The following is a 20,255-nucleotide window of genomic DNA, read 5'->3' as shown; positions in this document are numbered from 1 at the left end:
CCGGTGCCACAACCCCGGGTTTCAACATGGCGTCATCCGTTTTGCATCCATCGCCTGCCGTTGCCGAGCTGCTGCCCGTGCCGCCGGCTGCGCCCGGCGCGGAGGCCCGGGTCGTCGATCTCGACGAGCTGGCCGCCCGCTGCACCGAATTCCGCAACCGCGGCCTGAAGGTGGCCCACTGCCACGGCTGCTTCGATCTGATGCACCCGGGCCATATAAAGCACTTCGAAGCCGCGAAGCGCTTCGCCGACGTGCTCGTGGTGACGGTGACGCCGGACCGCTTCGTGCAGAAGGGCGGCAACCGGCCCGCCTTTCCCGAGACGCTGCGCGCCTACTCCATCGCCAGCCTGGCCTGCGCCGATCTCGTGGCCGTCAACCGCTGGCCGACGGCAGGGGAGACCATCCGGCTGTTGCGGCCCGCCTTTTTCGTCAAGGGCCAGGAGTTTGAGACCCTCAAGGATCCCACCGGCAAGCTCCAAGAGGAGGTGGCCGCGGTGCAGGCGGTCGGCGGCCAGATGCGCTTCACCCGCGAGCAGGTGTTCTCGTCCACGGCCCTGCTGGGCGCGCATTTCGGTCTGGAGGACCGTCGTGCCGAGGACCGCCCCCTGAGTGCCCAGTCCCGCGCCGACGCACCGGCCGCTGCCGAGCCGCCGCGCGCCGCCGCCGGGCCGGTAGCCGAGGCCGCCATGAACGCCGCCGAGCTGATGCGCGAGATCGGTGCCATCGCGGCGCTGCGCGTGTGCGTCATCGGCGACACCATCATCGACGAGTACCACCATTGCGAGCCGCTCGGCATGGCGTCCAAGTCGTCCGTGGTGGCACACCGCCGTGAGGCCGAGGAGGCCCACGCGGGGGGCGTGCTGGCAATCGCAAACCACGTCGCGGAGCTCTGCGGGCAGGTGCATCTGGTCAGCGTGCTCGGCGCCGAGGCGGACCGCGAGGCCTTCGTCCGCGGCCACCTGCACCCCGGCATCGAGGCGCGCTTCTTTACGCGACCGGACGCCTCAAGTGTCGTCAAGCGCCGCTATCTGAATCGGCGCAACGGGCAGAAGCTTTTCGAGATCAACAGCCTGCCCGCCAGTGATCTGCCCGAGCCCATCCAGGACGAGGTCATCGGCTACCTGGACAAGGTGCTGCCCGAGTTCGATCTGGTGCTCGTGGCCGACTACGGCCACGGTTTCCTGGGCGAGGGCATTGTCGGCGCGCTCGCGCGCAATGCCCGCTGCCTCGCCGTCAACGCGCAGACCAATTCCGCCAACGCCGGCTTCAATCTGGTCACCCGCTACCCGCGCGCGGACATCGTCTGCATCGACGAGCTGGAGGCGCGCATGGCCGCGGGCTCCCGCGACGGCGCCATCGAGGGCGTCGCGCGCCGGCTGCGAGATGCCCTGGACGCTCGCGCCTTCGTCGTCACCCTGGGCAGCCGCGGCTGCATCGCGCTGGGGCAGGACGGTCAGTCGGTCGCCGCCGCCCCCCTGCACGACCCACGGCTGGTGGACGCCATCGGCGCCGGGGACGCCTTCCTATCCTACTGCGCTCCGGCCATCGCCGCCGGCCTGCCGCTGGACATGGCCGCGCTGCTCGGCAACGCGGCGGGTGCGCTGGCGGTACAGATCGTCGGCAATCGTCGGCCGGTGCGCCGGCAGGAGCTCATCGACTACTTGTGCGCCCCCGCCGGCCCGATGCCGGTGCCGGTGCCGCCGGTGGACAGCGCCGCGACTGCCGTTGCGAGCATGCCGGCGGCAGCGCCGAGCGTGCCCGCCGCACCGACGTTGGAGCCGCCCGCCGCCGGTGCCGATGCCTACCCGGACGCCTATTACCGCGACTTCGTGGACCGCGCCCGCCGCGTGCGCGTCACCGACGGCAGTGGCGGCATGCTCGATTTCGCCGGCGGCGTGCTGGAAGCCAGCGCCGCCATCGACGCTGCCCGGCGCACCGGCCGCAAGGTCATGTTCATCGGCAATGGCGCCAGTGCCGCCATCGCCAGCCATATGGCAGCGGACTACGCGAAGAACGGCGGCGTGCGCGCGCTCGCCTTCAACGATGCGGCGCTGCTGACGGCGGTCAGCAACGACATCGCCTATGAGCAGGTCTTTGCCGAGCCCATTCGGCTCTTTGCCGAGCCCGGCGATCTGCTCGTCGCCATCAGCAGCTCCGGACGCTCGCCGAACATCCTGTATGGCAGCCGCATGGCGCGGGACAAGGACTGCCGGGTCATCACCCTGTCCGGCTTTCGCGAGGACAATCCGCTGCGCACCCTCGGCGATCTCAATTTCTACGTGCCCTGTTTGTCCTATGGCGTCACCGAGGTGCTGCACCATTCCCTGTGCCACTGTCTGCTCGACACCTATCTGAATCAATACACCTGAGCCGATACGCTTGAGCCGATACGCTTGAGCCGATACACCGAGCTCAATCCGCAGATCCATCCGAAAGAGGCCCGCAGTGAATCCAGCGAAGACCATCCTCGTCACCGGCGGTGCCGGCTATGTCGGCGCCGTACTGGTGCCGCAGCTCCTTGATGCCGGCTACGCGGTGAAGGTGATCGATCTCTATCTCTACGGCGACAACGTGCTGGATGCGGCCCGCGGCAACCCGGCGCTGACCGAGATCCGCGGCGACATCCGAGACCGCGCGCTGCTCGATGAGATCATGCCCGGCTGCGACGCGGTGATCCATCTCGCCTGTATCTCGAACGACCCGAGCTACGAGCTGAACCCGGCGCTCGGCAAATCCATCAACTATGACGCCTTCCTGGGTCTCGTGGACAGCGCCAAGGCGGCCGGCGTCAAGCGCTTCATCTACGCCTCGTCGTCTTCGGTGTACGGCATCAAGGACACCGAGAACGTCACCGAAGACCTGCCGCTCGATCCGCTGACCGACTATTCCAAGTACAAGGCCCTGTGCGAGACCTACCTGGAGGAGGCGCGCGCGCCCGGTTTCACGACCCTGGTAATCCGCCCGGCCACGGTCTGCGGCTATTCACCGCGGCTGCGGCTCGATCTCACCGTGAACATCCTCACCAACCACGCCTTGAACAACGGCCTGATCAAGGTCTTCGGCGGCGAGCAGAAGCGCCCGAACATCCACATCCAGGATATGGTGGACATCTATCTGCTGGCGCTGGCGGCCCCGGACGAGGCCATTGACGGCAAGATCTTCAATGCCGGCTACCAGAACCATCGCGTGCGCGAGCTCGCGGAGATGGTCCGCAGCGTGGTGGGCGAGGTCCCCATCGAGGTGACGCCGAGCAACGATCAGCGCTCCTATCACATCTCGTCAGAGCGTATCGGCAAGGAGCTCGGCTTCGTGCCGCGGCACACCATCGAGGATGCGGTACGAGACCTGGTCGCCGCGTTCAAGGCCGGCAAGATCCCGAATCCGATGGACGACGAGCGCTATTACAACATCCGGCTGATGCAGTCGGTCGATTTGAGCTGAGGCGACGTTTACTCGCCAAATCGGCAGATGAGAGATTGACCGCGCATCGAGCCCATCGGGATCGGGATCAGGCTTACCGATAGCGATAGCGGGCGCAGAGAAGAGGAGAAGACGAGAGGAGAAAGATAAACGGTCAGGAGAAATACTCAGCGGCGGAAACTTGGGGCGGGCATTGTGTCGGCGGGTGTCCAGCCGCAGAGTAGCCTGCGCAGAGCAACTACGAAACACGCGAAAAGCGCGAAAGGACCGAAGCGAGTTACGAATCCGTCCTTTTTCGCGTGTTTCGTGTCTTTCGTAGTTCCAAAAGACTTCGATCTCTCCAGCGAGGCTGCGCCTTGAACCGACGGGCATCATTGCACTGTGCTGCACACAGAACCTGACTCATCTGCGAGCATTTGTCCCACGCAGGCAATCTCGGCTGAGGTGCGAAGATGAGTGTGTATCGGTAGTTTTTTAACGGTCCCCTAAATTCTCACCACCGATTTTCGAGCCTATAGCATGCAAGTCCCCTATCTCGCACTGCGCCGGCATTTCGACCACGACGCGCTGGCCCGGCAACTGCGGCGGCACCTGAGCGATACCGACTTCATTCTCGGCGAGTCGGTGACGCAATTCGAGCAGGACTTCGCCGCGCTTTGCCACAGCGAATACGCCGTCGGCGTCAATTCCGGCCACGATGCGCTGTTCCTGGCGCTGAAGGCGCTCGACATCGGCCCGGGTGACGAGGTCATCACCGCGCCCAACAGCTTCATCGCCAGCGCCGGGGCCATCGTCGCAACGGGCGCGACACCGGTGTTCGCCGATGTGGGCGCGGACTACAACCTGGACCCGGACGCCGTGGCCGCCGCCGTCACGCCGCGCACCCGCGCGCTGCTGCCGGTGCATCTCACCGGCACGCCTGCGGACATGCCGGCGCTCGCGGCCATCGCGGAGCGCCACGGGCTCGCCGTGGTCGAGGACGCCGCGCAGGCGGTGGGCGCGAGCCTGCAAGGTCGCCCGGTGGGCGCCTTCGGCAACGCCGGCTGCTTCAGCCTGCACCCGCTCAAGAACCTGCCCGTGGCGGGCGACGGCGGCGTCGTCACCACCAGCCGGCCGGAGCTGGCCGAGCGGCTGCGCCGGCTGCGCAACCACGGGCTCTGCAACCGCAACGAGATCGCACACTTCGGCTACAACAGCCGGCTCGACACGCTCCAGGCTACGGTGGCCCGCTTCGGCCTCGCGCGGCTCGCCGACATCACCGCCGCGCGCCGCCGCCATGCCGCGCACTACGACCGACTGCTCGCCGGCATCGACGGCGTGACGCTGCCGCCGCGGCGCGCCGACGCCGAGCCCGTGTTCCACACCTACGTGATCCAGGTCGAGGCGCGCGACGCCCTGATCGGCTTCCTCGCCGAGCGCGGCGTCGAGACCAAGATCCACTACCCGATCCCGATCCACTTGCAGGCGCCGTGCCGTGCGATGGGCCATGGCCCCGGCGACTTCCCGGTCTGCGAGGCGCAGTCGGGCCGCATCCTATCGCTGCCGGTCAACGAGCACTTGACCGACGCCCAGATCGCCTACGTCGCCGACGCCGTGGCGCGGTTCTACGCCGCCTGAGCCGCGGCCCGCCCACGCCTGTTCCAGCCATGTACAACCGCCCCGCGAGGCCAGCCGCATGATCGAGAATTTCGCCTGCCGGGCACCGGAGGAATCCCACCTCGCCGCCATCGAGCGGGTCGCCGGCCTGTTCGCCACCCGGCTCGCGGAGCCGGCGGCGCTGCTCGGCGACGCGGCGCTCGCCGCCGGGCTCGCCTTCGACCACGTCGGCGTCATGGTGCCCTGGGGCACGGGCGCCGAGGTGGTCGATGAGCTCCAAGGGCTCGGCTATCAGGTCACCGAGCGCTTCGAGAGCACCGTCGTCGCCGGCCTGCTGCGCGCGCAGTGCGGGCAGGAGGACCTGCGCGTCGTGGTCACGACCGCCGAGCGCCGCGACGACAGCCGCTGCCGGCTGGAGGTGTTCTGCCCCGAGAACGCGCGGGCGGACCGGCAGGATTGTCTGCTGCGACTTGCGCCGGTGATCGGCCATGTCGCCTTTCGCCCCGCCGGCGACGCCGATGTCGACGAGCTCGGCGAGGCCGTGCAGGCGCGCGGCTTCAAGCCGCTGATGGAGGGCACCAACGGCAACCAGCGCGGCTTCGGCAGCGGCGGCGGCGTCAGCCTGCGCTACTACGTCAATCCGAGCTCCGCGCTCGGGCAGGTGAAGCTGGAGCTGGTCAGCGCGCTGCCGCGCTCGGCCGTGCAGCCGCCGGTCGGCGTCGGGCGTGCGCGTGCCGGCCTCGCGCAGCGCCTGCTGACGGCACTGCTGCCCGGGCGCAGCGCGGAATGATCCGCGGCAGCGTCCAACCCAAGCCATCCGTGCCGATGCCGAGCCCGACCATGCCTGTGCCGACCATGCCTGTGCCGCTGCCCGACACCATGCCGAGCTTCGTCTGTGCCGCCTGGGGCTGGCGCGAGTATGAGATGCCGGCCTACTTCGATGCCGCGGTGGCGCTGGGCCTGCCGCTAGTGGAGCTGAACGCCCATCCGCAGGCGCCGAAGCACCTCAGCCATGAGCCCGACCTGGCCGCGCTGCCCGCGGTGCGCCGCTGGGCCGCGGACGCCGGCGCGAGCCTGCTCTGCGTCGCCGGGCGCAACGATTTTGCGACCGCCGACCCGGCGGCGCGCCGCGAGCACCTGCGCAACGCGCACTGGTTCATCGACGCCGCGGCCGAGCTCGGTGCGCCGTTCGTGCGGCTGCTCTCCGGCGGGCACCGCGACGATGCCCCGGACGACGCGACCTTCAGCCGGCTGCACGCGGCCTTCAACGAGGTCGGCGCCCACGCCGAGCAGGCCGGCGTTGCCGTCGTCATCGAGAACCACGGCGGCCCCACGGCCACCGGGCAGCGGGTGGCGCGGCTGATGGCGGGCATCGAGAGCCCGGCGGTGGGCCTGAACTACGACCCGGCCAATTTTCTCAACCAGGGCGCCGACCCGCTGATGGCGCTGCGCTGGACCCGCCAGTGGGTCCGCTACAGCCATTGGAAGGATGTGCGCTGGGGCTGCGGCGGGCCGGCCTTCTGTGCCTTTGGCGATGGCGAGATCCAGTGGCGGCCGATCCTGGACCTGCTGCTCGGCACCGGCTACCGCGGCTACTTCGGCATCGAGTACGAGGAGCCGCAGGACGTGCGCGCCGGCACCGAGCGGAGCCTCGCGAATCTGCGCGCGCTGCTGGCGGAGGTTCTCCCGGGATGACTGCCTCGGCGGCACCCTCACCGCGCGTCGCGCTGATCTCAGGTGCCAGCGCCGGGCTCGGCCGGGCCATTGCGGTCGGGCTCGCACGCTCGGGCTTTCGCGTCGGCATCAATTTCGCCCGCGACGGCGCCCGTGCCGAGCAGACCCTCGCCGAGGTCCGCGCCGCCGGCGGCGACGGCGTGCTGCTGCAAGGCGATGTGCGCGAGCCCGGCGACGTGGCGCGCCTCTACGGCGAGCTGGCGGAGCGCCTCGGCCGCGCCGACACGCTGGTGCTGAACGCGAGCGGACCACACCCGCAGGTGCCCTTCGAGGAGCAGCCTTGGGCCGTGTTCCAGGCGGCGCTCGATGACTTCGTGAAGGGGCCGTACCTGCTGACGCAGGCCTGCCTGCCGGCCATGAAGGCCGCCGGCTTCGGCCGCATCATCAGCATCGGCAGCGATGTCTGCTTTCGCACCGTCAATCACTACAGCGCCTATGTGACGGCGAAGAGCGCTCTGCTCGGCTTCACCCGCAGCCTGGCCACGGAGCTCGCGCCCTTCGGCATTACGGTGAATACCGTCGCCCCCGGCTGGGTGCCGGTGGAGCGCCACGTCGCCGAGCCCGGCTTCGCCGAGAAAAAGGCCGCCTACGAGCAGACCCGCGTGCCCATGGGCCGCGTCGGCGAGCCCGCCGACATCGTCGCCGCGGTGCGCTATTTCGCCGCGGCCGATGCGGGATTTGCCACGGGCCAATACCTCTGCGTCAACGGCGGGGTGAGCTTGATGTAGCCGGGCCGCGGTGAGTGCCCCAAGCGCTGCCATCGACAGCCAACCAAACGCAATCGTGTCGGCGCAGGCATCGGCAACAGCCACCAAATTCAATCGACTCCGGAGACCCACACCCCCATGTCCGCCCCCTTCCCCATCCCCCTCGCCGACTACGAGCCATTGTCGCTGTCGAGCGAGACCCGGACGCTGAACCCCGCACAGCGCGCGGTCATCGCGCGCAACATCGCGCTGTGCCGGTCGGCCATCGTCTTCTTCACGGCGCTGTCGGCCGCCAAGGGCTGGTCCGGTCACACCGGCGGCGCCTACGACACGGTGCCGGAGGCGGTGCTGCTCGATGCGCTGTTCCGCGGCGAGCGCGAGCGCTTCGTGCCGGTGCTGTTCGACGAGGCGGGTCACCGCGTGGCGACCCAGTACGTGTTCGCGGCGCTGCACGGCAAGCTCCCCGCCGACGCGCTGATGACCTACCGCGAGCCCCATTCGCGCCTGCCCGGCCATCCGGAGCGCTGCGAGCAGCACGGCATCGGCTTCTCCGGCGGGCGGCTCGGGCACCTGTGGCCGTATGTGAACGGCATCGCGCTGGCCAATCCGGGCAAGGCGGTGGTCTGCCTCGGCTCCGACGGCTCGCAGCAGGAGGGCAACGACGCCGAGGCCGCGCGCCACGCGGTGGGACTCGGGCTGGACCTGAAGCTCATCATCGACAACAACGACTCCACCTGCAGCGGTGCACCGTCGCGCTACCTGCAATTCGACGTGGCGCGCACGCTGGCCGGGCACGGCCTCGAAGTGCTGCGCGGCCCCGGCGAGGATCTCGACGACCTGTTCGGCCGGCTGTGCGCGGCCGCGCAGACCCGCGGCCCCGTCGCCGTCGTCAACGACCGGCCCATGGCGCCCGGCATCGAGGGTGTGGAAGGGACCATCCATGGCCACGACGCGCTGGACCCCGAGCTTGCGATGCGCTGGCTGGAAGCCCGCGGCCACGCCGACGCGGCACGCATGCTCGCCGAGGCCAGGTCGGCGACCCGCACTTACAGCTTCGCGGCGGACCTGCCGTCGAAGAAGACTCGGCGCGAATTCGAGGCGACCGTGGTGCGGCTGCTCGGCGATATGACCGCGGCCGAGCGCAGCGCGCGGGTGCTCTGCATCGACAGCGACTTGGGCGAGTCCTGCGGCCTCGGGCTGATCGCCGAGACCTACCCCGAGGTCTTCCGCATGGGCGGCATCATGGAGCGGGCCAACTTCTCCGCCGCCGCCGGCTTCGGCCACGCGCCGGGCAAGCAGGGCATCTTCGGCACCTATGCCGCCTTCCTGGACATGTGCCTGTCCGAGATCTTCATGGCGCGGATGAACCGCGCCAACGTGCTCTGCAACCTGTCCCACGCCGGCGTCGATGACCTGGTGGACAATACCTGCCACTTCGGCCTGAACCTGCTGGCCGCGGACAACGGCCTCGGCGAGGACGACACGACCCGGCTGTATTACCCCGCCGACGCGGGCCAGATGCGCGCCTGCGTCGAGCGCAGCTTCCACGAGCCGGGGCTGCGCTTCGTCTTCTCCAGCCGCTCGCCGGTGCCGGAGACGCGCGGCGAGACCGGCGCACCGCTGTTCGGCGACGGCTACCGCTTCGAGCCCGGCCGCGACGACCTGATCCGCGACGGCGACGCCGGCTTCATCGTGAGCTTCGGCGAGATGCTGTACCGCTGCCTGCATGTGGTGGACAAGCTCCGCGCCGAGGGCATCCGCGTCGGCCTCGTCAACAAGCCGACGCTGAACCTGCCGGACGATGCCATGCTCGCGCGCATCGGCGCCGCGCCCGTGGTGCTGGTGGTCGAGGCGCTGAACCGCAAGACCGGCCTCGGCGCCCGCTTCGGCAGTTGGCTCCTGGAGCGCGGCCATCGGCCCGCCTACGCCCACCTCGGCACGACCCGTGCCGGCGTCGGCGGCGAGGCCGAGCAGATCCGGCACCAGGGGCTCGACGAGACGGCCATCGAGGCGCAAGTCCGCGCCATGCTGGCGGCGGGCTGAGCCGAGCCGATGCACGCTGATCCCATCAACCCGCACGCATCCGCGGGCAAGCTCGCCGCCCCGCCCGTGTCGCCCGGCCTGTCACTAGAGCGCATGGCGCACATCGCCCTGGCCGACGCCGTCACCGCGCTCTGCCGCGAGGTCGGCCGGGACCAACTGGCGGCGTTCCGCGGCGCCGTCGCGGACCGCGGCACATGCAAGCCCGACGGCAGCCTGCGCTCGGCGCTGGACCTGGCCAGCGAGCAGCGGCTGCGCACCGGCCTCGCCCGGCTGCTGCCGGAGGCCGGCTTCGTCGGCGAGGAGACCGGCGCCGCGGGCGCCGCGGACCCGGTCTGGGTGGTGGACCCCCTCGACGGCACGACGAACTTTCTGAGCGGCCTCGCGCCCTTCGCGGTGTCCGTGGCGCTGGTGCGCGGCGCCGTCGCCGAGCTGGGCGTCATCCACGCCCCGCCAACGGGCGAGTGCTTCACCGCGGTGCGCGGTGCCGGTGCCTGGCGCAACGGCCGCCCGCTGCCGCGGGCCGTGCCGCGTCCGCTCGCCGAGGCCGTGGTCTGCGTCGGCCTGCCGGTGCGCTGCACCGGGCCGGCCCGCGCGGCGCTGCTGACGCGGCTGGACGGCATCTGGGCCGGCGCCCGCGATGTCCGCTGCCTCGGCTGCGCGGCCATGGAGCTGGCCTATGTCGCGGCCGGCGACGTGCAGGGCTTCTGGGAGGCGGGCTTGGGTCCCTGGGACGGTGCCGCCGCGTCGGTGCTGCTCGCCGAGACCGGCTGCCGCATCGCCGACGGCGACGGCGCACCCTATGCGCCGCTGCGTTCGCGCGGCCTGCTTGCCGGGGTGCCGGGGGTGTTCGAGGCGCTGGCGGAGATCGTCGCAGGGATTTGCGCGGATGCGCCGCGGCCGGCTGCCGGCGCCTTGTTCATGCACGGGAGCGGCCGATGACCCCGGACACCTTCGTCCTCGCCACCGACCTCGACGGCACGCTGCTCGGCGGCGATGCGGCGACGCGCCGGCGCTTCTACCAATGGCTCGCCGGGCTCGGCGAGCGTTGCATCCTGATCTTCGTCACCGGCCGCGCGCTGGCGGACACGCTGCCGCTGCTGGACGCCGCCGGGGGCGACGAGCCGCTGCCGCCGCGCCCGCGGTGGATCATCTCGGACATCGGCACGCGCATCGTGGATGGCGACACACTCGCGCCCATCGCGCCGCTGCAGGACTGGGTCGCCGCCGCCTGGGGCGACGCCGGCGCGCGGGTGCGGGCACTGCTGGCGGACGAGCCGGCCATCGCGCCGCAGGCGGTCGATGCGCCCTATCGGGTGTCCTACTTCTTCGACCCGGCCGACTTCCCGCGGCGCATCGCCGACAAGATCGCCGCTGCCGGCTTCGACTGCCTGCTCTCCCACGAGATGTACCTCGATGTGCTCCCGCGCGGGGTGGCCAAGGGGCCGGCGCTGCTGCGGCTGCTGGAGTACGCGGGTCTCGCGGAGCACCCCGTGGTGGTCGCCGGCGACACCCTGAACGATCTCTCGCTGTTCCAGACCGGGCTCCCCGGCATCGCCGTCGGCAACGCCGAGGACGGGCTGCTGGACGCGATCCGGCACCTGCCCCGGGTCCATCTGAGCGCTCATCCCGGCGTACTCGGCATCCACGACGGCCTGCGCGCCCATGGCCTCTGCGACGGCGTTCCCTGGCCGGACCGCGACGCCGAGCATGCGCACCTGCCCCTGGAGCACCGCCATGCGGCTGCATCGTGACACCCTGATCATCGACACCCCCGGCGAGCGCGCGTTGCTGGCCGTCACGGCACAAGTGAACGCCGTGATCGCCGCCTCCGGCCTCGCGAGTGGGCTGTGCAACCTGCTGTTGCTGCACACCTCGGCGAGCCTGCTGGTGCAGGAGCGCGACGCGACGCCGGACCTCGAGCGCTTTTTCGCTAACCTTGTGCGCGAGGACGCGGGCTGGCTGCTCGCGGGCGAGGGCGCGGACGACATGCCCGCGCACGTGCGCTCGGCGCTCACCGCGAGCGCGCTGACCCTGCCGTTCGAGCACGGCGCCTTGGCGCTGGCGCGGCTGCAAGACGTGTTTCTGTGGGAGCACCGCCGCGCGCCGAAACAGCGCCGCCTGACCATCACCCTGCTGGGAGAGAACGCCGACCCATGAGCATCAACCGACTGGACCATCGCACCCGCACCCTGGTCACCGGCGGTGCCGGCTTCATCGGCTCGCATCTCTGCCGGCGGCTGTTGGAACGGGGCCACGACGTGCTTTGCGTGGACAACTTCTTCAGCAGCACGCGCGGCAACATCGACGAGCTGTTGTCGCATCCGCACTTCGAGCTGCAGCGCCACGACATCACCTTTCCGCTCTATGTCGAGGTGGACGAGATCTACAACCTGGCCTGTCCGGCGTCGCCGGTGCATTACCAGTTCGATCCGGTGCAGACCACCAAGACCAGCGTCCATGGCGCCATCAACATGCTCGGACTCGCCAAGCGCACCAAGGCGCGCATCCTGCAGGCGTCCACCAGCGAGGTCTATGGCGACCCCGAGGTACACCCGCAGCCGGAAGGCTACTGGGGCAATGTCAACCCCGTCGGCCTGCGCTCCTGCTACGACGAGGGCAAGCGCTGCGCCGAGACCCTGTTCTTCGACTATCACCGCCAGCACGGCGTCGCCGTGAAGGTCGCGCGGATCTTCAACACCTATGGCCCGCGCATGCACCCCAACGACGGCCGCGTGGTCTCGAACTTCATCGTTCAGGCCCGGTCCGGACGCCCGCTGACCATCTACGGCGACGGCAGCCAGACGCGCTCGTTCTGCTACGTCGACGACCTGGTCGATGCCCTGATCCGCCTCATGGAGACCGACGCCGCCGTAACCGGCCCGATGAACCTGGGCAACCCGCTGGAATTCTCGATGCGCCAGCTCGCCGAGAAGGTCATCGCGCTGACCGGCTCCGGCTCCAGGATCATCTTCGAGCCGCTGCCATCGGATGATCCGCGCCAGCGCCGGCCGGACATCACCTTTGCAACGCAGGCCCTGGGCTGGCGCCCGACCACCGGGCTCGATGACGGCCTGGCCCGCACCATCGCCTATTTCGACGGCATCATGCACCTGGAGCAGTGCGCATGAACGCAGCAGCAATGCCCAGTCACTTGGCCATTCCCGAATCGCGTCCCGAGGCACGCCTGCCCGCGTCGGTACAAGCGGCGCTGGCCGCGGCGCTGGAGCGGCTGCCCGGCGGGCACCGGGCGGCGCTCATGGCGCCGCCCAACGAGGGCGCGCTGAACCACGTGCTGCTGATCGACACCGACCGGGGCGGCGCCGTGTTCCGGATGCGTCGCGACGCGTCGTCGGCGGAGATCTTCGATTATCTGAACGGCATGTACCTCTACACCGGCTTTCCGGAGCGCGGCGGGCTGTTTCGGCTGCGGAGCATCGCGGAGGAGATCGCCTTCGTGGAGCACGCGCGCGCGCTCGGCCTGCCGGTGCCGGCATTGCTCGCCGTCGGCGACGACTGGATGCTGATCGAGCGCATCCATGGCCGCACCGCCTATGCGGCCGTGAGCTGCGGCGATTTGAGCGTCGTCGCGCCGGTGCTCGAGACGCTGCACGAGGCCCATGCCTGCGGCGTCATCTACGGCGACCGCTGGGGCGACAACGAGATCATCGAGCCGGGCGGGCGGGTGCGCCTGATCGACTTCGACGTGGAGTGGGCCATGCGCACGCGCGAGCCCGGCTTCCTGGAGGCGATGGAGTGCGGTGTCTATCTGTTCAACGCGATGCGGCTCACCAGCGACCGCCCGGCGCTGCTGGCGTTGGCGGAGCGCGAGCTGGTGCCGCGCCTGCGCGCCCGGGGCTACGACATGCAGCGGATGGCCCGCGTCGTCGATGGGCTAGGGCACTTCTACCTGGACCCGAACAAGCCGGGCAACGAGTGGTCGTTGCCGCTCTCCCTGTATCAGGGCCTCGCCGCGCCCCTGGCGCGGCTGGTCGGCGCTCTGGACGGCCGATGATGCGCAACACGGCGGCTTTCACGCTCTGCACCTTCAACCTGCGCTTCGCCACCGCGCCGGACGGTGCCGATGCCTGGCCCCGGCGCAAGCCGCTGCTGCTGGACTGTCTGGCCCGGCTGGCGCCGGACATCCTGTGCACGCAGGAGGCGATGCCGGAGCAGATCGACGCCATCCGCGCGCGCTTCCCGCACTGGGGCATGGCCGGCGAAGGCCGCTTTGCCGGCGTCGTCTCGCCGCGCCCGAGCGAGCCCGCGCCCGGCGAGCACTGTGCCGTGTTCTTCCAGGCGGAGCGGTTCAGGCTGGAGGAGACGCAGACCCGCTGGCTCAGCGCAACGCCGGACCGCCCCGCAAGCCTTGGGCCCGGCGCCGATCTGCCGCGCATCGTCACCCGGGTGCGGCTGCGCGAGCAGGCGAGCGGACGGCTGCTCGATGTCTACAACACCCATTTTCATTGGGGCAGCACCTTTACCGGCTTCGCGGTGGAGCTGCTCGGCCACTGGCTCGGCGATACGCCGGCGGACGTGCCGGTGGTCCTGACCGGCGATTTCAATGTCGATGCCGCGGGCCCGGAGCACGCGGCACTAACGGCGCCGGCGCTCGCCGGCGGGCGTCGGCTGCAGGATGTCTTCGACGCGCTGCCGGGTCGCCAGGGCACGCGCCACGACTTCACCGGTACGGCCCGGGTCTGCATCGACTGGATCCTGGCATCATCGGATCTCGCGGTGCGGCGCGCCTGGACCGACACCTGGTCCCGCGACGGCCGCTACCCGTCCGACCATTTCCCGGTGGTGGCGGAGCTGGCGGCCGAGGTTCCGCAAGCACGGCCGACCGACCGGTTCCTTTCATCGCCTCGCGAGCTGAAGCAGCGCTGACCGCGCATCTCCGCGTCTTGTGAAGGGGAGATGATCGTCGCATCCCATGCCGGCGCCGAACGCCGCTGTCCCGCCCTCGAAGGAGGGCATGCCCGCTAGGTTCTCGATACGCGATGAGCACCGACACCCTGCCTCTCTCCGACTGCCAAAGCGGCTACCTCGCGGCCACCGGCGGCGACCCCGCCGACCCGGTGCACAACACGGCGCTGCCGCTGCTGTTCGACGCCCCGGTCAGCGCCGACCTGCTGCGCGCGGCACTGACGACGCTGATGGAGCGACATGCGATGCTGCGCACCGCCGTGCGCTTGGACGCCGGCGGGACCTCCGGCACGCAGTGGACCACTGAGCCGACGCACTGGTGGCAGGAGGTCGATGCGAGCGGCCTGGATCGGGGCGCCCTGCTGGCCCGCGCCGCCGCGGACCTGCGCCGGCCCTTCGTGCTCGAGCACGGCCTGTTCCGCGCGACCCTGTACCGGGGCGCGGAACCGGGTGCGCTGCTGCTGCTCGCGCTGCACCACATCGCCGGCGATGCGCCGAGCTGGGGCATTCTGGGCCGCGAGCTCGTCGCCTGCGTTGGTGCCCTCGCCGCCGGCAAGCCCGTCGAGCTGCCGCCGCTGCCGGCCACGCACGCCGACTACGTGCGCCGGGAGCAGGACCTGCTCGCCGCGGACAAGGGCCGGCGCATGGCCGACTACTGGCAGGCGCAGCTCGCGGGCGAGCTGCCGCGGCTTGAGCTGCCGACGGACCATCCGCGCCCGCCGGCGAAGACCTTCAACGGCGCCACCCTCGGCCTCGCGTTGCCGGACCGGCTGACCCGCGCCGTCCAGTCGCTGAGCGCCGCACGGTCCTGCACCCGCTTTTCGGTGCTGCTGGCCGCCTGGCTTTGGCTGCTGCACCGCTGGACCGGGCAGGACGATGTCTGGCTCCTGGTGCCGTCGTCCATGCCGCGCCAGCAGCCGCGCTTTCGCGGCGTCGTCGGCCTGCTGATCAGCCCGCTGATTGTCCGGCTGCGCGTCGATCAGGTCCGTGGCCAGGATTTCGCGGCGCTGGTGCGCGCCGTCAACGGCCAGTTGCTGCTCGGCCTGCACCACCAGCCCTTTCCGGTTATTCGGCTGCTCGAAGGTCGCGCCGACCCCGCCGCGGGCGGCGCGCCGGCGGCGCTGCGGTCCATGTCCGCGTGGGAGCACAGCGACTTCATTCCGCGCCGGTTCGCCGCCGCCGGCATCTGCGCCGAGCGCTGCGACATCCCGCAGCTCGACGGTCTCTATGACGCCGGCCTGACCTTTCTGGAGGACGTGGACACCCACGCCATCGGCGCCGGCCTCAGCTTCAACCGCGATCTGTTCCGGCCTGCCACCATCGACGGTCTCGGCGCGCGCTTCCTGCGGCTGCTGGGGGAGGCCACCGCGGCGCCGGAGCGACCGCTCGCCGACCTCGGCGCGAGCGGCACGCTATGAGCGGCACGCGCGCGCAGCCGCACTCGGGGTTCGAAGCCCGGGCAGCCGGCACCGCCAACGGACCGCTCCTGGTGATCGGGGCCGGTGCCGCCGGCATGGCCTGTGCGTTGGCCGCCGCGCGCGGTGGTGCCGAGGTGCTGCTCCTCGAGCGGGCCGCCGACACCGGCGGCACGGTGGCCGACGCGCTCATCCACACCATCGGCGGCCTGTTCGACGAGGCCGGCGAGCCGGTGAACGCCGGCCTGCCGCTGGAGCTCATCGAGCGCCTGATGGCCGCGGACCCGCGCACTGCCCCCCGGCGCATCGGCCGCACCCGGGTGCTCAACGTGGACCCCGCCGTCTACCGCGAGGTCACGCGCCGCTGGCTGGCGGAGGAGTCGCGCATTACCTGCCTCACCGACAGCGAGGTGACCGCCATCGAGACCCGCGACGGTCGGGTCCATGGCGTGCGGCTGCGCGTCGGCGGCGGCGAGCGCCGCCTGCACCCCCGCGCCGCCGTGGACGCCAGCGGCGACGCGGCCGCGGTGCGCTTGGTCGATCCGGCGCTGGTGGAGCCCGGCGAGGCCCTGGCCGGGCTCGTGGTCGTGGTGACCGGGGCGGCAACCGGCGCACTGGCCTTCCCGAAGGGCGTCGCGCTGATCAAGCACATCCGCGCCGCGGTCGCGGCCGGCGAGCTGCCGGAGGCGTGCGCGACGCTGTGGCCGGACAGCGGCATCGCCGCCGACGAGGTCTATCTCAAGCTCAACCTGTCCGCGGCCGACTTCGATGGGGAGCGCATGCAGGGCACGCTGGCGCAATTGCTGGATTGGCTCCGCCGCCTGCCGGAATTCGCCGCGGCCAGGCTCGGCCCCTGCGGTCGGCTCGGCGTGCGCGACGGCGGGCGCGTGCGCGGGCGCTACCGACTGCAGGAGGCGGATCTGAAATCCGCGCGCCGCTTCGAGGACGCCGTCTGCGCCGGCTGCTGGCCCATCGAGCACTGGCACCCCGAGCAGGGCATCAAGCTCGAGTACCTGCCGCCCGGCACCCGCTACGACATCCCGCTCGGCGCGCTCGCCGTCGCCGGCATCGACGGCCTCTATGCCGCCGGCAAGTGCTTGAGCGCCGAGCCCCGTGCGCAGGCGTCCGCCCGGGTCGCCGGCACCTGCTGGGGGATGGGGGCCGGTCTTGGCCGGCTGCTGGCCGCGGGCGAGGTGCCCTGATCGGATCGACACCGCCGGAACCGGCCGCGACCGGCAGATCTCAAGCATCAGCGGCCGCCGCTTGGGCAACGCAAGGATCACTTTGCGAGCGGCAAGGCTGCGCCCGTGGGGGCCGTGCTGCCGTTGCTAGACTGCCGCCAATCCTATCCCGAGCGTCCGAGGGGTCTCGCGGCATGACCGCAGCTACGCCGTTCGAGCCATGCGCCGAGCCACGCGCCGAGCCACGCGCCGAGCCAACCAAGAGCCTGGCCGACGACTTCTTTGCGCGCGCCGCGGCGCAGCCGGGGCACCCGGCTATCCTTGGGCCGCGCCCGGAGCCGATCGAGACCTATGCAGCGCTGGCGATCCGCGTCCAGGGTTTGGCCGCGGCCCTGGCCGACGCCGGCGTGCGGCCGGGCATGAACATCGGCCTGCACTATCCGAGCGGCGCCGCCTACATCGCCTACACCTACGCCATCTGGGCCTGCGGCGCCTGCGTGACGCCGATCCCCACCGAGCTCGCCGGCGCCGAGAAGCGGCTGATCCCCCGCTGCATCGCCCTCGACGGCATCATCAGCGGGCAGCGCGGGCACGCCGAGCTGCTCGACGGCGCCGCGGCGCGGGTCGGCGGCGAGCTGCCGGAGCAGGCGCTGTACCTCACCGACACCCGCTTGCGCGAGCCGCCGCCGGGGCTCGCTGACCTGCACCCGGCCTTCATCCGCTTCACGTCCGGCACCACCGGCGCGGCCAAGGGCGTGGTGCTGTCCCATGCCACCATCCGCGCGCGCATCGCCGCCGCCAACGCGGTGATGGCCATCGGCCCTGAGGATCGCGTGGTGTGGCTGTTGTCCATGGCCTACCACTTCGCGGTGTCCATTGTTGCCTATCTCAGCTATGGCGCCGCCATCGTGCTGCCGGCCAACGCCTTCGGCGTGAGTATTCTCAAGGCTGCCGACGACCACCGCGGGACGCTGATCTACGGCTCGCCGACCCACTACGACCTGATGACCCACGACGCCGACGCGCGGCTGCCGGACAGCCTGCGGCTCGCGGTGGTGACCACAGCGCGGCTGCGCCCGGAGCTGGCGGAGCGCTTCCGCGCGCGCTTCGGCCGGGGGCTGAACGAGACCTACGGCATCATCGAGATCGGCCTGCCGGCGATCAATCACGACGGCGCCCGCGCGCACGAGGGCTCGGTCGGGCGGCTGCTGCCGGCCTACACGCTGAAGCTGGTCCCCACCGCGGAGGCCGATCCCGAGGCGTCCGACACGCCCACGGGCGAGGTGCTGCTGCAAGGCCCGGGCCTGCTCGATGCGTACTATGACCCCTGGCGCCCGCGCGCCGAGATCTTGGCCGCGCGCGGCGGCTGGCTCGCCACCGGCGACTTGGGCCGGCTCGATGCCGACGGCTACCTGACCCTGGTGGGCCGTGCGAAGGATCTGATCAGCGTCGGCGGCATGAAGTTTTTCCCGCAGGAGGTCGAGCGCGTGCTGGAGCAGCATCCCGGCATCAGCGAGGCGTGCGTTTATGGCGTGTCGCACCCGCGCGACGGCGAGCAGCCGCACGCGGACCTGGTGCTGGCGCCGGCAGTCACCGCACAGCCGGACCCCGCGGCGCTGGAGGCCCACTGCCGCGAGCTGCTCGCACCCTACAAGGTCCCGCAGCGCTTTCGCATCGTCGCCGCGCTGCCGCGCACCGCGAGCGGCAAGCTGCTGCGCCGAGGCGAGCGTCCGCCGGCGCAGGACGGCATGAGCGCGCCCTCCGCCCGCACGAGCCGCCACGCACAGGCCCGCCCATGAGCGCCGATCCGACCCCGGGGGACGACGCCGCCGGCGACCGCGGCCTGGGCCGCCGGGGGCGCAAGCTGCTGGCGACCATGCCGCATATCATCGCCTATCCGGGCGCCGACTATGTGCTGGCGCCCTATGTCAACTGCGCGTTGCGGCCGGGCATGGACACCGGCACTATCCGCGCGGACGCCTATGGCTACCGCGTCACCCACGATCCCCATGGCATCGTTGACAGCCGGACCTGGCTTGCGCGTCCGCGCCGCGCCCTCGCGCTCGGCAACTCCTTCCTGCTCGGCTGGTGCTGCTCCGGGGATGCGGCCACGATCCCTTCCTATTTGAGCGCCAAGACGCCCTACAGCTTCCTGAACCTGGGGCTTGCCGGCGCCAGCTCGCTGCAGGAGACCATTGCGGGCATTCCGTTTCTGGATCAGGCGGAGCTGGTGGTGATCATCAGCGGCATCGGCAATGTGCAGCACTACTTGGAGCACACCCGGGACTACGACCTTTACGGCGCGTTCTTTTCCCAGCATCTGTACCTCGGAACCAGCCAGACGCCCGTCCGCCAGCTGAGTGCCCTGCATCAGCAGGACACCAGTGCAGACGTGGAGCTGGCCCGCGAGCGCCTGGCCCGGCATGCCGCCGCGCACGCCGTGCCGAAGCAGCAATGGAGTGCCGCGGAGGTGCGGGAGCGCCATGATCTGGCGGTGCAGCACCACTTCCGCGACTTGCGCCTGTTGCGCCGCGCGCTGAATCCTGGCACCCATCTGCTGTATGCGCTGCAGCCGGTCTCCTGCCTCGCCAAGCCCGTGCTCGAGCCGGACGAGGTGGCGCTGCATGCCGCGCTGCACCGGATGCCGATGTGGAAGGATATCTTCGAGCCCTATGTCATACCCGGGTTGCCGGACTACATCGACGCGCTTCGCCGCAATTGCGAGGCTCTCGGCGTGCCCTGCGTGGACCTGAGCCAAGTCGATTACCGCGGCTTCTGCTTCGTCGATTACGTGCACACGACCGACACCGCCAACGAGCAGATCGCCGATTACCTTGCCGAGCGGCTGCCGGCGTGAAGCGCAGACGCGACCACGTGCGCCCCGTTGCGGTCTCGGCAAGCACCGCCGTGCGCATCGGCAGTGATCGAATGACATGCCCGGCCCGTCGGGACCCCTCTGAACAGCATTCTTTCGGCGATTCGACATGACCAACGACCTCGCTGCACGCCTGCGCACCTGGATTCTCGACAACCTGTTCGACGGCAACCCGCCGGCGGGCTTCGACGACGACACCGACCTGATCGCGGACGGCGTCATGGACTCGCTCGCCATCATGCGCACCATCGGCCATCTGGAGACCGACCACGGGATCAGCATCGACCCGGGCGACATCGTGCCGGAGCATTTCGTCAGCGTGCGCTCGCTGGCCGGTTTCATCGCCGGCAAGGCCGGCTGA

General features: G+C 70.7%; 18 protein-coding genes. All 18 read left to right on the top strand.

What is annotated here, in order from left to right; translation table 11 throughout:
* Nucleotides 1-26: 26 nt before the first annotated feature.
* The 18 genes from ML01_RS01090 to ML01_RS01005 all read left to right on the top strand — a co-directional run bounded on the left by ML01_RS01090 (nt 27) and on the right by ML01_RS01005 (nt 20,255).
* Complete coding sequence (locus ML01_RS01090; RefSeq protein ID WP_058553531.1) at nt 27-2,369, top strand: PfkB family carbohydrate kinase; 2,343 nt, start codon at nt 27-29, stop codon at nt 2,367-2,369.
* A 76-nt stretch (nt 2,370-2,445) separates the two neighbouring features.
* Nucleotides 2,446-3,441, top strand: coding sequence for an NAD(P)-dependent oxidoreductase (locus ML01_RS01085; RefSeq protein ID WP_082673822.1), 996 nt, complete (start codon nt 2,446-2,448; stop codon nt 3,439-3,441).
* A gap of 498 nt (nt 3,442-3,939) precedes the next feature.
* Nucleotides 3,940-5,037, top strand: a complete 1,098-nt coding sequence (locus ML01_RS01080) for a DegT/DnrJ/EryC1/StrS aminotransferase family protein (RefSeq protein ID WP_058553529.1) — start codon at nt 3,940-3,942, stop codon at nt 5,035-5,037.
* A gap of 58 nt (nt 5,038-5,095) precedes the next feature.
* Nucleotides 5,096-5,806: a hypothetical protein gene (locus tag ML01_RS01075; RefSeq protein WP_058553528.1), complete on the top strand. Its 711-nt coding sequence runs from the start codon at nt 5,096-5,098 to the stop codon at nt 5,804-5,806.
* A 50-nt stretch (nt 5,807-5,856) separates the two neighbouring features.
* Nucleotides 5,857-6,711, top strand: coding sequence for a sugar phosphate isomerase/epimerase (locus tag ML01_RS01070; protein ID WP_162267940.1), 855 nt, complete (start codon nt 5,857-5,859; stop codon nt 6,709-6,711).
* Nucleotides 6,708-7,478, top strand: a complete 771-nt coding sequence (locus ML01_RS01065) for an SDR family NAD(P)-dependent oxidoreductase (RefSeq protein ID WP_058553526.1) — start codon at nt 6,708-6,710, stop codon at nt 7,476-7,478. The genes ML01_RS01070 and ML01_RS01065 overlap by 4 nt, the downstream gene beginning before the upstream one ends.
* 117 nt (nt 7,479-7,595) lie before the next feature.
* A complete protein-coding gene (locus ML01_RS01060) occupies nt 7,596-9,500 on the top strand; it encodes a transketolase C-terminal domain-containing protein (RefSeq protein ID WP_058553525.1) in 1,905 nt (634 codons plus the stop codon).
* 9 nt (nt 9,501-9,509) lie between these two features.
* Nucleotides 9,510-10,439, top strand: coding sequence for an inositol monophosphatase family protein (locus ML01_RS01055; RefSeq protein WP_058553524.1), 930 nt, complete (start codon nt 9,510-9,512; stop codon nt 10,437-10,439).
* Nucleotides 10,436-11,251 carry an HAD family hydrolase gene (locus tag ML01_RS01050; protein WP_082673821.1) on the top strand — a complete coding sequence of 272 codons (816 nt, stop codon included), beginning with the start codon at nt 10,436-10,438 and terminating at the stop codon, nt 11,249-11,251. Before ML01_RS01055 ends, ML01_RS01050 begins: the two co-directional genes overlap by 4 nt.
* Nucleotides 11,235-11,657 carry a secondary thiamine-phosphate synthase enzyme YjbQ gene (locus tag ML01_RS01045; RefSeq protein WP_156427488.1) on the top strand — a complete coding sequence of 141 codons (423 nt, stop codon included), beginning with the start codon at nt 11,235-11,237 and terminating at the stop codon, nt 11,655-11,657. The genes ML01_RS01050 and ML01_RS01045 overlap by 17 nt, the downstream gene beginning before the upstream one ends.
* The gene (locus ML01_RS01040; RefSeq protein ID WP_058553522.1) at nt 11,654-12,628 is read left to right on the top strand and encodes a UDP-glucuronic acid decarboxylase family protein; all 975 of its coding nucleotides are present in this window, start codon (nt 11,654-11,656) and stop codon (nt 12,626-12,628) included. The genes ML01_RS01045 and ML01_RS01040 overlap by 4 nt, the downstream gene beginning before the upstream one ends.
* On the top strand, nt 12,625-13,512 hold the full coding sequence (locus tag ML01_RS01035) for a hypothetical protein (RefSeq protein ID WP_156427487.1): 888 nt from the start codon (nt 12,625-12,627) through the stop codon (nt 13,510-13,512). Before ML01_RS01040 ends, ML01_RS01035 begins: the two co-directional genes overlap by 4 nt.
* Nucleotides 13,512-14,384: an endonuclease/exonuclease/phosphatase family protein gene (locus ML01_RS01030; RefSeq protein WP_162267939.1), complete on the top strand. Its 873-nt coding sequence runs from the start codon at nt 13,512-13,514 to the stop codon at nt 14,382-14,384. Before ML01_RS01035 ends, ML01_RS01030 begins: the two co-directional genes overlap by 1 nt.
* A gap of 113 nt (nt 14,385-14,497) precedes the next feature.
* Nucleotides 14,498-15,841: a condensation domain-containing protein gene (locus tag ML01_RS01025; protein WP_058553519.1), complete on the top strand. Its 1,344-nt coding sequence runs from the start codon at nt 14,498-14,500 to the stop codon at nt 15,839-15,841.
* The gene (locus ML01_RS01020) at nt 15,838-17,040 is read left to right on the top strand and encodes an FAD-dependent oxidoreductase (RefSeq protein ID WP_058553518.1); all 1,203 of its coding nucleotides are present in this window, start codon (nt 15,838-15,840) and stop codon (nt 17,038-17,040) included. Before ML01_RS01025 ends, ML01_RS01020 begins: the two co-directional genes overlap by 4 nt.
* Nucleotides 17,041-17,213: 173 nt before the next feature.
* Nucleotides 17,214-18,818 (top strand): class I adenylate-forming enzyme family protein, encoded by a 1,605-nt coding sequence (locus ML01_RS01015; protein WP_058553517.1) that lies wholly within the window; start codon nt 17,214-17,216, stop codon nt 18,816-18,818.
* The gene (locus ML01_RS01010) at nt 18,815-19,876 is read left to right on the top strand and encodes a hypothetical protein (RefSeq protein ID WP_058553516.1); all 1,062 of its coding nucleotides are present in this window, start codon (nt 18,815-18,817) and stop codon (nt 19,874-19,876) included. The genes ML01_RS01015 and ML01_RS01010 overlap by 4 nt, the downstream gene beginning before the upstream one ends.
* A 127-nt stretch (nt 19,877-20,003) precedes the next feature.
* Nucleotides 20,004-20,255, top strand: a complete 252-nt coding sequence (locus tag ML01_RS01005; RefSeq protein ID WP_058553515.1) for an acyl carrier protein — start codon at nt 20,004-20,006, stop codon at nt 20,253-20,255.

It is taken from the genome of Thiohalocapsa sp. ML1 (genome assembly GCF_001469165.1).
Classification (GTDB): Bacteria; Pseudomonadota; Gammaproteobacteria; order Chromatiales; family Chromatiaceae; genus Thiohalocapsa.
Note: the sequence above shows the minus strand (reverse complement) of the source record. Positions and strands in the feature narration are given on the sequence as shown.